General features: G+C 68.5%; 10 protein-coding genes and 1 tRNA gene. 8 read left to right on the top strand and 3 right to left on the bottom strand.

Annotation, left to right across the window (positions count from 1 at the left end; translation table 11 throughout):
* The first annotated feature begins 171 nt into the window (after window positions 1-171).
* The 5 genes from ehuB to ACFUN8_RS04085 all read left to right on the top strand — a co-directional run bounded on the left by ehuB (window position 172) and on the right by ACFUN8_RS04085 (window position 4,375).
* On the top strand, window positions 172-1,104 hold the full coding sequence (gene ehuB, locus ACFUN8_RS04105; protein WP_383631085.1) for an ectoine/hydroxyectoine ABC transporter substrate-binding protein EhuB: 933 nt from the start codon (window positions 172-174) through the stop codon (window positions 1,102-1,104).
* Complete coding sequence (gene ehuC, locus ACFUN8_RS04100) at window positions 1,101-1,850, top strand: ectoine/hydroxyectoine ABC transporter permease subunit EhuC (protein ID WP_383631082.1); 750 nt, start codon at window positions 1,101-1,103, stop codon at window positions 1,848-1,850. Before ehuB ends, ehuC begins: the two co-directional genes overlap by 4 nt.
* Window positions 1,850-2,500, top strand: a complete 651-nt coding sequence (ehuD, locus tag ACFUN8_RS04095) for an ectoine/hydroxyectoine ABC transporter permease subunit EhuD (protein ID WP_383631079.1) — start codon at window positions 1,850-1,852, stop codon at window positions 2,498-2,500. Before ehuC ends, ehuD begins: the two co-directional genes overlap by 1 nt.
* Window positions 2,490-3,329, top strand: coding sequence for an ectoine/hydroxyectoine ABC transporter ATP-binding protein EhuA (ehuA, locus tag ACFUN8_RS04090; protein ID WP_383631076.1), 840 nt, complete (start codon window positions 2,490-2,492; stop codon window positions 3,327-3,329). The genes ehuD and ehuA overlap by 11 nt, the downstream gene beginning before the upstream one ends.
* 287 nt (window positions 3,330-3,616) lie before the next feature.
* Window positions 3,617-4,375: an IclR family transcriptional regulator gene (locus tag ACFUN8_RS04085; protein WP_383631073.1), complete on the top strand. Its 759-nt coding sequence runs from the start codon at window positions 3,617-3,619 to the stop codon at window positions 4,373-4,375.
* A gap of 167 nt (window positions 4,376-4,542) precedes the next feature.
* On the opposite strand, the gene ACFUN8_RS04080 is transcribed toward ACFUN8_RS04085, so the two are convergent.
* The 3 genes from ACFUN8_RS04080 to ACFUN8_RS04070 form a co-directional block, all read right to left on the bottom strand.
* On the bottom strand, window positions 4,543-5,136 hold the full coding sequence (locus tag ACFUN8_RS04080; protein ID WP_383631070.1) for a lytic polysaccharide monooxygenase: 594 nt from the start codon (window positions 5,134-5,136) through the stop codon (window positions 4,543-4,545).
* A 218-nt stretch (window positions 5,137-5,354) separates the two neighbouring features.
* Window positions 5,355-7,499, bottom strand: a complete 2,145-nt coding sequence (locus tag ACFUN8_RS04075; protein WP_383631067.1) for an SPFH domain-containing protein — start codon at window positions 7,497-7,499, stop codon at window positions 5,355-5,357.
* A gap of 14 nt (window positions 7,500-7,513) precedes the next feature.
* Window positions 7,514-8,938 carry a peptidoglycan-binding protein gene (locus tag ACFUN8_RS04070; protein ID WP_383631064.1) on the bottom strand — a complete coding sequence of 475 codons (1,425 nt, stop codon included), beginning with the start codon at window positions 8,936-8,938 and terminating at the stop codon, window positions 7,514-7,516.
* Window positions 8,939-9,119: 181 nt separating this feature from the next.
* On the opposite strand from ACFUN8_RS04070, the gene ACFUN8_RS04065 reads away from it, so the two are divergent.
* The 3 genes from ACFUN8_RS04065 to ACFUN8_RS04055 all read left to right on the top strand — a co-directional run bounded on the left by ACFUN8_RS04065 (window position 9,120) and on the right by ACFUN8_RS04055 (window position 13,540).
* A tRNA-Lys gene (locus tag ACFUN8_RS04065) sits at window positions 9,120-9,193 on the top strand.
* Between the two features lie 427 nt (window positions 9,194-9,620).
* Window positions 9,621-11,591, top strand: a complete 1,971-nt coding sequence (locus tag ACFUN8_RS04060) for a glycosyltransferase family 2 protein (protein WP_383631061.1) — start codon at window positions 9,621-9,623, stop codon at window positions 11,589-11,591.
* Window positions 11,588-13,540 carry a galactose oxidase-like domain-containing protein gene (locus ACFUN8_RS04055; RefSeq protein ID WP_383631058.1) on the top strand — a complete coding sequence of 651 codons (1,953 nt, stop codon included), beginning with the start codon at window positions 11,588-11,590 and terminating at the stop codon, window positions 13,538-13,540. Before ACFUN8_RS04060 ends, ACFUN8_RS04055 begins: the two co-directional genes overlap by 4 nt.
* Window positions 13,541-13,547: the final 7 nt, after the last annotated feature.

The raw sequence follows: 13,547 nt of genomic DNA, 5'->3' as shown, positions 1-13,547 counted from the left end.
GTTCTTCGCGCCCTTCTCGTCGGTTCGGTTCAGCCTGTGTCCGGCCATGAATACCCGCCCCGGCCGTGCGAATGCCGGGCCGGACGGACCCGACTCCCCGTTGGTAACGATAGGCATATCGGTCCGAAAATGATCCGCATACCCTCGGGCGATCCGGGTAGCCGCGCGCCTATGGCTCCACTAAAGGGGAACAACTCAGGAAGCACGGGAATCACGGGAAGCAGACTCCGGCGCCGCTCGCTGCTCGCGGGTGCCGCGGCACTCGGTGTCGCGGGGGCGGTCGGGGCCACCAGCGGCTGCAGCCGCGTGGCCACCGCCGACACCGGGGACGGGGGGACCCTCCTGGACCAGTTGCGTGCCAAGGGGACCGTTCGCCTCGGGCTGGCCGGTGAGCAGCCGTACAGCTACATCGGCAAGGACGGTGAGATGACCGGCTCCGCGCCGGCCATCGCGTCGCGCATCTTCAAGGAGCTGGGGGTGGACAGCGTCCAGCCCTTCGCCACGGAGTTCGGTTCGCTGATCACCGGGCTGAACTCGCTCCAGTTCGATGTGGTCGCCGCCGGGATGTACATCAACCCGGAACGCTGCGAGCAGGTCATCTTCGCGGACCCCGAGTACCAGATGCTCGACGCGTTCATCGTGCCGAAGGGCAATCCGAAGAATCTGCACAGCTACCAGGACATCGCCGAGGCCGGCGCCAAGATGGCGACGGGTGTCGGCTACGCGGAGATCGGTTACGCGGAGGAGGCCGGGGTCAAGAGCATCACGACCCTGCCCGACCAGCTGGCCGGGCTGCTCGCCGTCGAGCAGGGCCGCGTCGATGTCTTCGCCGGCACGGCGGTCACGGTGTTCAACGTCATCAAGGAGGCGGAGAGCACCCGGGCCGAGGCGACCAAGGAGGTCACACCGATCGTGGACGGCAAGCCCGTCATCGACGTCGGCGGCTTCGCCTTCCGGTCCCCGGAGACCAACCTCCGTGACTCCTTCAACCGCGAGCTGCACAAGCTCAAGAAGAGCGGCGAGCTCCTGGAGATCATGCGGCCCTTCGGCTTCACGAAGGACCAGATGACGACCATCACGGCGAAGGAGAAGTGCGCGCCATGAGTGAGATCACCTGGGGCCTGTGGAAACTTCTCCTCGAAGGTGTCTGGATCACCGTCCAGCTGACGATCTTCAGCGCGGCACTGGCCGCCGTGGTCGCGCTGGTCGTCGGACTCGCCCGCTCCCACCGGCTGTGGATCGTGCGCTTCATATCCGGGGCCTACTTCGAGATATTCCGCGGCACGTCCGCGCTGATCCTGATGTTCTGGATCTTCTTCGTACTCCCGCTGGGCTTCGGCTGGCAGCTGGTCCCCCTCTGGGCGGCGACCCTGGCGCTCGGGCTCACCTACGGGGCGTACGGCTCCGAGGTCGTCCGGGGCGCGGTGCAGGCCGTGGCCCCCGCCCAGCGCGAGGCGGGGATCGCGCTGAGCTTCACGCCCGCGCAGCAACTGCGGAAGATCATCCTGCCGCAGGCGTGGCCGGAGATGATCCCGCCGTTCAACAACCTGCTGATCGAGCTGCTCAAGGGCACGGCACTGGTCTCCATCATGGGCGTGGCCGACATCGCCTTCGGTGCGTCGCTGGTGCGTAACGCGACCGGTCAGAGCGCGCCCGTCTACACGGTCATCCTGCTGATGTACTTCGTGCTCGCCTTCGTGCTCACGCGCGGTATGCGCGTCCTGGAGCGGCAGGCGAAGGCCGGGATCGGTCAGCGCCCCGAGAAGACGTCATGGTGGGCCGGGCGCAAGGCCGAGATCCCCCAGCAGAAGCAGGACGCCGTTCCGGCGCCCGCGGGAGGTGAGCGCTGATGCAGTGGAACTGGTCCGCGGTCGGCGACTTCATGCCGATGTTCTGGGACGGCCTGCTCGTCACGCTCCAGGCACTGGTCCTGGGCGCGCTGCTCGCCTTCGCGCTCGGTCTCGTCTGGGCGATGGCCCAGCGATCCGGCCTGGCGGTGGTGCGCTGGCCGGTGAACATCATCACCGAGTTCGTCCGCAACACCCCGCTGCTGGTGCAGCTGTTCTTCCTCTACTACGTGCTCCCCGAGTGGGGTGTCACGCTCAGCGCCATGGTCACCGGTGTGGTCGGCCTGGGCCTGCACTACTCGACGTACACCGCCGAGGTCTACCGGGCCGGCATCGACGGCGTCCCGGCCGGCCAGTGGGAGGCGGCCAAGGCACTCAACCTGCCGAGGTCCCGCACCTGGGGCGCGGTGATCCTCCCGCAGGCGATCCGGCGCGTCGTGCCCGCGCTGGGCAACTACGTCATCGCGATGCTGAAGGACACTCCGATGCTCTTCGTCATCGGAGTACTGGAAATGCTCGGCGAGGCACGGCAGTTCGCCTCGGAGACCTTCCTGACGGTCGAGGTCTTCACCGTCGTGGGTGTGGCCTTCATCGTCATCTCCTATCCGGCATCCCTTCTCATGCGAGCATTGGAGCGTCGCCTTGTCCGCTGACAGCACTCCCCTCAACACCCCGAAGGACACGGCCAACAAGGAAACGGCCAATCCCGCCGCCGACGGCAGCGAGCTGATCCGCTTCGACAAGGTCACCAAGCGCTTCGGGTCCAACACGGTCCTGGACTCACTGGACTTCACGGTCAACTCCGGCAAGCACGTGACGCTGATCGGCGCCTCCGGATCGGGCAAGACGACGATCCTCAGACTCCTGATGACGCTGATCAGGCCGGAGGAGGGCACCATCAAGGTGGCCGGCGACTACCTCACGCACGAGGAGAAGGACGGCAAACTCGTCCCCGCCGGCGAGCGCCATGTCCGTGAGGTGCGCAAGAACATAGGCATGGTGTTCCAGCAGTTCAACCTCTTCCCGAACATGAAGGTGCTGCGGAACGTCACCGAGGCGCCGGTGCATGTGCTCGGCCTGTCCACGGACGAGGCCGACGAGCGGGCGCGTGGGCTGCTCGACCTGGTGGGACTCGGGGACCGCTGCGACGCGTATCCGAGCCAGCTGTCGGGCGGGCAGCAGCAGCGGGTGGCCATCGCGCGGGCGCTCGCGATGCGGCCGCAGGTCCTGCTCCTGGACGAGGTCACCTCCGCGCTCGACCCGGAGCTGGTCGCGGGGGTCCTCGACGTACTGCGGGACATCGCCCGCACGACGGACATCACGATGCTGTGCGTGACGCACGAGATGAACTTCGCGCGCGACATCTCCGACGACGTACTGATGTTCGACGCCGGTCGGGTCATCGAGTCCGGGCCGCCGGAGAAGATGTTCAGCGACCCGGAGCACGAGCGCACCAGGGAGTTCCTGAGCGCGGTTCTGTAGCGGTGCGGATGCGCGCCGTAGCGGCGCCACAGGCGTACGCCCGGCGCATTCACGCAGGCGAGACCTCGCCGAATTCGGGGGAACCCGGTCCTCGTTCAGCGGACCGGGTTCCCCCGTTTCCGCGGCCGGCCTCCGGGGTGGTTGTGACCCTGGCATATGCCAATGCGATACGCCCCAGATGAGGCCGTCGGGAGGGGCGTCATTCTGGTCAACAGCTGCCCCGGAAAGGGCCCTTGACGGCTATCGTGGTAGAGAAGCTTGCGGTCACAACCTGCTAGGGGGAAACCGTGGCGCTGAAGCCAGAGCCGACCGCGCCGTTCCACTCGGTGCACTATGTCCTGCGCGTCCTCGAAACGGTTTCCAAGCACGCCGGTGGCGTCATGGATCTCCAGATCGCCCGCGAGACAGGTCTGCCGACGGGCCATCTCGCCCCGCTGCTGGCGATGTTGCGGCGCGAGGGCTATGTGGAGCAGGTCTCGGACGGCGCGTACGTCATAGGGGACTCGCTGGTCCTGCTCGGCTCCGGCAGCACCCGCGAGGAGGCCCTGGAGACCAAACTCCAGAACACGCTCAGCGAGTTGCGCGACTCCGTCGGGGCGGCGGTCTACATCAGCCGGTACATCGACGGCGAGGTCAAGATCACCCAGTTCGCCGACGGGCCGGACGCGCCCGCGGTCAACGAGTGGGTGGACTTCCGCTCGGCGGCGCACGCGAGCGCCGTCGGCAAGTGCCTGCTCACCCAGCTCGACCAGAAGAGCCGCCGGGACCATCTCTCCCGGCACAAGATCGCGCGACTCACCTCACGGACCATCACCAACGAGCGTGTGCTGTTCTCCAAGCTGGACAGCCAGCCGGCGACGGTGCCGATCCTGGACCTCCAGGAGTACGCGGTGGGCACGGTCTGCGCGGCGGTGCCGCTGACGGCGGGTTCGGCGGTCGGCTGTCTGGCCCTGTCGATGCCGATCGAGCACGCGCACCGGCTGCGCTCGGCGGCGGACACCCTGAACCGGGGCGCGGCCCCGATGGTGCTCTCGCTGGCCATCTGACCGCGGCGGGGACCGGCGGAGCAGAACCGGGCCGACGCACGCGGGTTGCGGCACACACCCCAAGTACGACGGCCCGGCCCGTCAGCGATGAAGCAGACCCTCGCCGGTCACATGCTGATGGAACTGCGTCGTGCGGAACTTCCCCGGGCCCAACCGGCCCGGGTGGATCAGAACTTGACGTCCGAGCAGGCGTAGAACGCGTTGGTGGTGTCCGCGACGTTCCAGACGGCCAGGACGATGTGCTTGCCGGTCTTGCCGGTGGGCATCGAGCCCTGGTGGACGAGCGTGGCCGGCGGCTGCTGGTTGCCGTACGGCACGGTCATGAACGGCTGCGGGTCGAGGGCCGCGCGGGTGAGCGGCTTGGTCGGGTCCCATCCGTTCTTGGTGATGTAGTAGCGGAAGTCGGACGTGGAATGCCGGGCGGTGAACTGCCAGCGGAAGCTGTAGCCCTGCCCGCCCGTGACGTTGGTGGCGGGCCAGTTGCCGCCACGCGGGTCGTCGAGCTGCGCGAACTGGCCGTTGCCGCCCGCGCAGATCTTTCCGTCGGCGGGACCCGCGGCCGGGAAGCCCTTGGGGCCCTCGACGCTCTGCGGCTCCCACTGGATGTTTCCGCAGCCCGTGACGGCGCCGCTCTGGCACAGCTTCTGACGGCTGATCGGTGAATCGGTGTAGCCGTGGCTGGTCGCGCTTCCGGTGGCGAGCAGGGACACGCCTGCCACCGCGAGACCGAGTACGGCGGCGCTGATTCTCTTCTTTCGCATGCTCTCGCTCCAGGGACCGTGGGGAGTTCGGTGAGCCGTGCTGCACGCGTGCGGTGAATCGGTGGTGCGGTGGTGCGGATGCTGCTGGTGACGCGGTGGTGCGGTGACTCCTGACTGCGCAATCAGGTCTAGACCAAGGCACAGAGTATTGACCGAAGTTGACCGTGTCCATAACAACGACCAAGAAAGGTCCAGACCAATCAACCCCAGCGGAACGGTCAGTTCCCCTCGTTCAGACCGTGCCTGCCGGTGTAGAACGCCACGGTCAGATCCTTCACCAGGACCTTGCGCTCGTAGTCGTCCAGCTCCACGAGCCCCCGCGACGTCAGCCGGTGCACGGTGTCGTCCACCGCGTCGACCACCGACGTCAGCACGGTGTCCCGGTGCCTGGCGTCGATCGCCGCGATCCGGCTGCGCTGCATCGCGGCCGAGATCTCCGGCGCGTACTCGATCCGCGTCGGCTGCGCCGAGAAGACATCCAGCCCGACGGGCCGGCACTCGGCCGACAGCATCCGGGTCAGCGCCTCGCCGACCACCTCGGCGTTACGCAGCGTCGGCGCGGCCTCGTTGAAGGCGTCGGCGGGCAACTGCGAGAGCACCCGCGCCATCGCCGCCTCGACCTGCTCACGCAGATACTCCTCGTGGTCGCGCACCCCGAGCGCCGCCCGGACGGTGTCCCTGACCCGCCAGACCACCAGGACCACGACGCGCAGCGCCGTACCGTTCGCGTCGACCGCGGGCATCGGCTCGCTGCGCCAGTGCCGGAGCCGTACGTCCACACGCCGGCGCAGCAGGAGCGGGCTGACCCACAGAAGTCCCGTACGCCGCACGCTCCCCCGGTACTCACCGAAGAGCGTCAGCACCCAGGCGTGACCGACCCGGCCCCGGCCGAGCCCGCCGAAGGCGAAGAGCGTGAGCGTCACGGCGACGGTGAGCAGTGCCCACATACCGATGCCGATGCCGTAGTACGGATTCGAGACCAGCCCGAACATCTCCGTCAGCGCCTCGGGCACGGCCCCGACCCACCAGAGCACCGCCACGCAGCCGAACAGCCCGGCGACACCGACGAGCGCCGCCGCCCAGCCGGGCAGCGTGGGCCCCGGCCGCTCGACCAGCTTCGTGTCCACGGGCGTCGCGGGGCGCGCGGTCGCGGCGGGGGCGAGAACGGGCGGCAGGACGGGGGCGGAGACGACGGGCGCGCGGCGGGCGCGCGGGCGTCCGGCGGCCGGGACGGGCGACTCGTCGTCGCGGAAGAGGAGATGGACGGGGATCTCGTGGGTGGCCTCACCGACGATGAGCGGGCTCCAGCGGTGGCTGTCGAAGGTGACCGAGGCCCGGGTGGGAATGGCGGCCCCGGACCCGGCCCGCACGGAGACGTCCCACAGGGGGGCGGGGATCCCGCTGGGCTCGTCCGGCGCGGCGGAGTCGGCCGGGTCGACCGGGTCGACCGGGTCGGTGCCGGTGGCCGACGGATCGTCATCGGTCGCGGGCACCTGGGCGGGCGCGGCCACGCTCTCGTCGGCGGGGACGGCGTCCTGCTCCGCGTGCGGCGCTGACGGGCCGTCATCGGCCGTGGGCGCGGCGACGTACAGGTCCTCGCCGGCCGTGTCCACGCCCGGAGGATCGTTCTTGGTGGGCAACGCCCAGGACTCGCCCCGCGAGTGCGGCACGTCGGCCGCCTCGGGCTCCGGCTCCGCCTCCGGTTCACCGGGCGCGTCGCTCCCGGTCGGGGCGGACTCCACGACGTCATCCGCCGGTTCCCACTCCGGGCGGGCCTCCGGCTCCACGGCCGCCGGCTCCACGACCGCCGGCTCGGCATACGCCGACCGCGTCGAAGCCTCCGTCTCCGCTTCCGCCTCCGCCGGCGGTTCCACCGGCACCGGGTCCGGCTCCTGTTCCCGTTCCTTCTCGGCGGACACCCACTCCACGATCGCCGCGACCTCGGGCACCGTCCCGCCGTAACAAGCCTCCGGGTCGGGCTCCGCGGCGAGTTCCGTCTCCGCGGGTCGTTTCGCGAACATCTCCGGGCGCTCCGCCGTCGCCACGGGTCCCGGCGGCTCCCCCTCGTGCGGTGGATCGGGCTCGGCCGGTGGCCCCGCCAGCAGGCGTACGTTCTGGTACCAGCCGGCCTCGTTCCAGCCGGTCGTGGCGACCGCCGGACGCTCCGCCGGGACTTCGGCCCGAGTGGGCGGCTCGACCGGGTCCACGGGATCCACGGGCTCGATCAGCTCCACGGGCTCGACCGAATCCACCGGCTCCGCCGGCCCTCGTGCCGTCAGCGCGTTGCGCGCCGCCGCCCGCAGCGCCGGCGCGCCCCGCAGCAGCTGTCCGTCGCCGTTCGGTTGCGATGTCTGTGTGGTCATCCTTGCCTCCGTCGTCATGCGAAGAGTCGTCGCCAAGTCTCGGGGCCGGGGTACCCGTCAGCGGCGCTGCCGCGCCAGCCCTGCGCCCGTTGGAAGTCCTCCACGTTGCGCCGGTCGGCCTCGCCCCACCGCGGGCCGGGGCCCGAGACGTAGTGGCTGCCGTAGCCGCGCTTCACCAGTTGGTGGCCGAGTCGGGTGACGTGCGCGCCGGACCGGCCCGGCCGGAACTGCCCCGCGCCCGGGTACTCCGGCCGCGCGCTCGTACCGCCGGGGCCGCCCGCCCCCGCCGTCGCTCCGGCCGTGGGGATGTCCTTGCCGAGCCCGTTCGCCAGATACCGCCAGGTGTCCGGTCCCGGCAGCCCGTCGGCCTCCGCGCCCCGCCAGCCCTGCGCCCGCTGGAACGCCTCGGTGGCACGCCGGTCGGCCTCGCCCCACCGGGGTCCGGGGCCCACGTCGTAGAAGCGTTCGCCGCCCCGGGCGACGAGCATCTCGCCGAGCCGGGTCACGTTCGCGTTGTCGGCGCCGGGCCCGAAGGACTTCGCACCGGGGAAGGCCACCGGCTTCGGCGTGTCCGCCGTGCTGCCGCTGTTGCCTCCGGTCACGCCTTTGTAGCGGTACGCGACGTAACTCGCCGAATTGTTCCAGTACGCCATCGGCGTGGACTGCGCCCGCGTGCTCGGCTTCGTCTGCTCGTACGCGAGGTAGTACGTGTGCGTGTAGTCCGTCCAGCCGCCGAAGAGCGTCACGTGCGACCCCTTGGTGGGGTCGGACGGGTTGTGGAACAGCAGCATGTCGCCGGGCTGCAGGTCCTCCCTGGCGATCCGGGTGCCGAAGTGGGACAGGCTCCCCGTCCACTCGTTGCCGTCCAGGTTCCAGGCCATCGAGACATAACCGGAGCAGTCCTGGCGGTAGCCGTCGGACCAGTACTTCGTCATGGAGTAGGGGACCTTCGCGTCCACCCACAGCTTGGCGCGGTTGATGATGTCGGCGCGGCTGGTCCTGCGCAGCGTCTCGACCGAGTGGTCCGGCGACGGTCCCGCCGACGGGGGCCCGTACAGCGGGCCGCTCACACCCTGCGGACTCGTCGGATCCGGTTCGGTCGGCGCCGCGGTCACCGCCGACGCCACCGACGCGCCCACCGACGTGCTCACCGCCGTGGCCGTCGCCGGGGCCGTCGTCGTGGCCGCCTCGTCCGCCTGCGCGGTGCCGAGCGCGGGCCCCGCGGTGTCCGCGTCGGCCTCACCCGCGCCCACGCCCGTGGCGCCGAGGGCGACGCCGGCGGCGGTGACGAGGACCAGGGCGCGGCGCGCGCCGTGGGCGGCGGGGTGGCCGCCCGCGCGCAGGGACAGGCCCTGGGCCAGCCGGCGGCGTTGCTCGGCGCATCCACCACAGGGGCAGTCGCAAGCGGGTTCGTACTCCTCGAAGACCGGTGCGGTCATGCGATCCCCTCCACACTCGACAAGATGCTGTGCGGTGTTGCACGCGCGTCAGTCACTAACGGTCCTGACTAATCACATTTTGACGGATCAAAGGTAAAAAACGACCATCCGACAGGCCACATCACTCATCAAATGGTTGGGAGCACTCCGGAGCGTCGGGTAGAGTTCTCCAGGTCAGCAGGCGCCGCTAGCTCAGTTGGTTAGAGCAGCTGACTCTTAATCAGCGGGTCCGGGGTTCGAGTCCCTGGCGGCGCACGCACGGCTGAGGCCCTTTCGCATCACGCGAGAGGGCCTCGCTCGTTTCCCCCGTATCGCATCGCGCGACAGCGTCGCCTTCGCGGCAACTTCACAGTCCGGCCACAGCTCCCACTTCGACCGGCACACCAATGCGGTCATATGACGCGCAAGTAGTATCTTTCACTCTTGCGATCTTGGCGGGGGTCGTAGAACCTATCCTGAAGCCGACGGGTCCAAAGAAGCACGCGTTTCTTGCAGTTGGGGCAGCTGAAGAGTTTGCTCCGGTTTGCATACCGAGCGGGGTGGGGGTCCCGTTCATGGGCTGATGTCGTGAACGGCATCATGCAACCGGAAGGTCCCGATGCGTGTCTGTACTGACGGTGGCGCGCGACCTACCGGACCGACCGACCAATCACGCACCAGCATGCGTGCGGGGGGATGACTGATGACGTCGACGCCGAACGGCGAGCGGCCGAACAACGACGCGTCCCGGACCACTCAACTCCGGGTTCCCTCGCAGTTGCGGACCGGCGGATCCCGGCTTCGGCCCAGGGCCAAGAAGGAACTGCCCAAGTACGACTACGAGCACTACAGCCGGCTCGCCGGGCCGCTCACCCAGCCGGACCCGAACAAGCCGTACAAGGTGCAGTACCGCTCGCTGCTCTCTCAGGAGCCGCACCGGATCCGGGCCGCCCTGCTGCTCGGCGCCGCCCCGCTCCTCTCCCTCGGTCTCTTCGCCTGGCTGATGCAGCCGCAGCACTGGACCGAGCGCGACCCGAACCTGAAGAACGACACGCTCCTCATCCTCGACATCGTGATGCTCGTCTCGATCGGACTGATCGAGCTGTTCCGCACGATGAACGTGCTGTCCAACGCGCACGCGACGCTGGTGGCGCGTGACCCCGTCCCCGTCGTACCGGCGAGCGGCACCCGCGTCGCCTTCCTCACCTCCTTCGTGCCGGGCAAGGAGCCCCTGGAGATGGTGACGAAGACGCTGGAGGCCGCGGTCAAGATCCGGCACCGCGGGCTGATGCACGTCTGGCTCCTCGACGAGGGCGACGACCCCGCCGTCAAGGAGGTCTGCGCGCGGCTCGGTGTGCACCACTTCTCGCGCAAGGGCGTGGCGAAGTGGAACCAGACGAAGGGCGCGCACCGCGCGAAGACGAAGCACGGCAACTACAACGCCTGGCTCGACGCGCACGGCGACGACTACGACTTCTTCGCGTCCGTGGACACCGACCATGTCCCGATGGCCAACTACCTGGAGCGGATGCTCGGTTACTTCCGCGACCCGGACGTCGGCTTCGTCATCGGCCCGCAGGTGTACGGCAACTACGACACGTTCGTCACGAAGGCCGCCGAGTCGCAGCAGTTCCTCTTCCACGCCCTGATCCAGCGCGCGGGCAACCGCTACGGCTCGCCCATGTTCGTCGGCACGAGCAACGCCGTACGGATCTCGGCGCTCAAGCAGATCGGCGGGCTGTACGACTCGATCACCGAGGACATGGCCACGGGCTTCGAGATGCACCGCGCCAAGAACCCGCAGACCGGCAACAAGTGGCGCTCCGTGTACACCCCGGACGTGCTCGCCGTCGGTGAGGGCCCGACCGCCTGGACGGACTTCTTCACCCAGCAGCTGCGCTGGTCGCGGGGCACGTACGAGACGATCCTCAAGCAGTACTGGCGGGGCTTCACCACCCTGCCGCCCGGCAAGCTCTTCAACTACACGATGATGATCATCTTCTACCCGATGTCGGCGCTCAACTGGATCCTGGCGGCGCTGAGTTGCGCCCTGTTCCTGGGCATGGGCGCCTCGGGTGTGCAGATCGACCCGGCGATCTGGATGATGCTGTACGGCAACGCGTCGGCCCTCCAGATCGGCCTCTACATCTGGAACCGGCGGCACAACGTCTCGCCGCACGAGCCCGAGGGGTCCGGTGGTCTCGCGGGCATGGCGATGTCCGCGCTCTCCGCGCCGATCTACGCGCGCTCACTGCTCGACGCCGTACTGCGCCGCAAGAGCAGCTTCGTGGTGACGCCCAAGGGCGACTCGTCCAGCCCGGACACGCTGTTCGGGACGTTCCGGATCCATCTGTTCTTCATTCTCGTCTTCGCCGGATCGCTGGGCTCGTCCTTCTACTTCGGGCACGACCATCCGGCGATGATCACCTGGGCGTCGCTGGCGCTGCTGATCACGGCGTCGCCGATCATCGTCTGGCGTCTGGGGATGCGGGCGGAGAAGAAGAAGCGCCGCAAGCACGGGTCGCACCGGGGCGGCGGGAGTACGCCTCCGTCGGCTCCCCAGCAGGCCCCGGCCCAGCCGCAGGCACCGCACGTTCCGCAGGCACCGCCGCAGACGCCTCCCGGGGCCCTCGACCAGACCGTACAGATTTCCCTTGGGGGACCTAAGCAATGAGTGCGCTTCCCGTCCGGCCGAACCATCGCAGGAATCGCGCCCGTCGCATCGCGATAGGTGCCGCGGTGGTGGTCGTGGTGGCCGGGATGAACGGGCCGGCGATGTGGCGGTTCGGTTCGGAGCAGTACCACGACTACAAGATCAACCGGCCCGACTACAAAGCCGCGAACGGCCATTGGGACTTTCTCGACGTCCCGTCGAAATTCAAGATCAATTCGATTCACGCGTCACTGCTGCACACCGGCAAGGTGCTGCTGATAGCCGGGTCTGGCAACAACCAGAAGAACTTCGACGCGAACAAGTTCGAGTCCGTCCTCTGGGACCCGGCGACGAACGACTTCAAGATGATCCCGACGCCCAAGGACATGTTCTGCTCCGGGCACACCCAACTGCCCGACGGCAAGCTCCTGGTGGCGGGCGGCACGAAGCGGTACGAGAAGCTCAAGGGCGACACCACCAAGGCCGGCGGCCTGATGGTGGTCCACAACGAGGACCCCGACAAGCCGATGACACTGCCTGCGGGCACGATGTTCACCGGCAAGAAGAACGGCAAGACCTTCGAGTCCAAGGACCCGGTCCTGGTCGAGAAGGCGAAGAAGATATTCGACCCGGTGACCGGCGCCTTCCAGCGTACCGAGCCCGGACTGGGCCGTATCTACGTCGAGGCCCGGAAGTCCGGGAAGAAGTACGAGACCGGCACCGAGGACAATTACCGGGTGCAGGGCATGAAGGGTGCCGACGCCCGTAACGTCTACGGCATCGCGCAGAAGCTCGCGCTCGACAAGAAGGACTTCCAAGGCATCAAGGACGCCTTCGAGTTCGACCCGATCGCCGAGAAGTACATCAAAGTGGACCCGATGAACGAGGCCCGCTGGTATCCGACCCTCACCACGCTGAAGGACGGCAAGGTCCTCGCGCTGTCGGGCCTGGACGAGATCGGGCAGATCGTCCCCGGCAAGGACGAGGTGTACGACCCCGAGACCAAGGAGTGGGAGTACACCGGGATCATCCGGAAGTTCCCCACCTACCCGGCGATCTTCCTGATGGACAACGGCAAGCTGTTCTACAGCGGCTCCAACGCCGGTTACGGCCCCGCCGACGTCGGCCGCAAGCCCGGCATCTGGGACCTGGAGACGAACAAGTTCGAGAAGATCCCGGGCCTGAGCGACGCGGACACGATGGAGACGTCGGCGACCGTCATGCTGCCGCCCGCGCAGGACCAGAAGTTCATGGTCATCGGCGGCGGTGGCGTCGGCGAGTCCGAGAAGTCCAGCGAGAAGTCCCGGCTGGTCGATCTCAAGGAGGACGACCCGGAGTTCAAGGACGGCGCCGCACTCGACAAGGGCACCCGCTACCCCAGCGCGTCGCTGATGCCGGACGACTCCGTCCTGGTGACGGGCGGCGCCGAGGACTACCGGGGCCGGGGCGGCTCCAACATCCTCGAAGCGCGGATGTACGACCCCAAGGCGGGGAAGTACACGCGCGTCGCCGACCCCGAGGTCGGCCGCAACTACCACTCGGGCTCGCTCCTGCTGCCCGACGGCCGCGTCATGATCTTCGGCTCCGACTCGCTCTACGCCGACAAGGCGAACACCAAGCCGGGCGTCTTCGAGCAGCGGATCGAGATCTACACCCCGCCGTATCTCTTCCGGGACTCCAAGCCGACGCTGACCGACGGGCCGAAGAAGATCAAGCACGGCGACTCCGGGGTCTTCAAGACCAAGGACGCCGCGTCGCTGAAGTCCGCGAAGCTGCTGCGGCCGAGCGCCGTCACGCATGTCACCGATGTCGAACAGCGGTCGATCGCGCTGGACATGGAGAAGACGGCGGACGGGATCGAGGTGACGGTGCCGAAGAACCAGGCGCTGGTGCCGGCCGGCTGGTACATGCTCTTCGTGACGGACGACAAGGGCACGCCGTCCGAGGGCGTGTGGGTCGAAGTGCCGTAGCCCTCAG

The sequence above is a fragment of the Streptomyces sp. NPDC057307 genome (genome assembly GCF_042667665.1).
Lineage (GTDB): Bacteria > Actinomycetota > Actinomycetes > Streptomycetales > Streptomycetaceae > Streptomyces.
Note: the sequence above shows the minus strand (reverse complement) of the source record. Positions and strands in the feature narration are given on the sequence as shown.

What these genes read in the sequence shown, in the direction of transcription:
- ehuB (WP_383631085.1), top strand. Translation starts at nt 172, where the DNA reads ATGGCTCCACTAAAGGGGAACAACTCAGGAAGCACGGGAATCACGGGA.
- ehuC (WP_383631082.1), top strand. Translation starts at nt 1,101, where the DNA reads ATGAGTGAGATCACCTGGGGCCTGTGGAAACTTCTCCTCGAAGGTGTC.
- ehuD (WP_383631079.1), top strand. Translation starts at nt 1,850, where the DNA reads ATGCAGTGGAACTGGTCCGCGGTCGGCGACTTCATGCCGATGTTCTGG.
- ACFUN8_RS04080 (WP_383631070.1), bottom strand. Translation starts at nt 5,136, where the DNA reads ATGCGAAAGAAGAGAATCAGCGCCGCCGTACTCGGTCTCGCGGTGGCA.
- ACFUN8_RS04075 (WP_383631067.1), bottom strand. Translation starts at nt 7,499, where the DNA reads ATGACCACACAGACATCGCAACCGAACGGCGACGGACAGCTGCTGCGG.
- ACFUN8_RS04070 (WP_383631064.1), bottom strand. Translation starts at nt 8,938, where the DNA reads ATGACCGCACCGGTCTTCGAGGAGTACGAACCCGCTTGCGACTGCCCC.
- ACFUN8_RS04060 (WP_383631061.1), top strand. Translation starts at nt 9,621, where the DNA reads ATGACGTCGACGCCGAACGGCGAGCGGCCGAACAACGACGCGTCCCGG.
- ACFUN8_RS04055 (WP_383631058.1), top strand. Translation starts at nt 11,588, where the DNA reads ATGAGTGCGCTTCCCGTCCGGCCGAACCATCGCAGGAATCGCGCCCGT.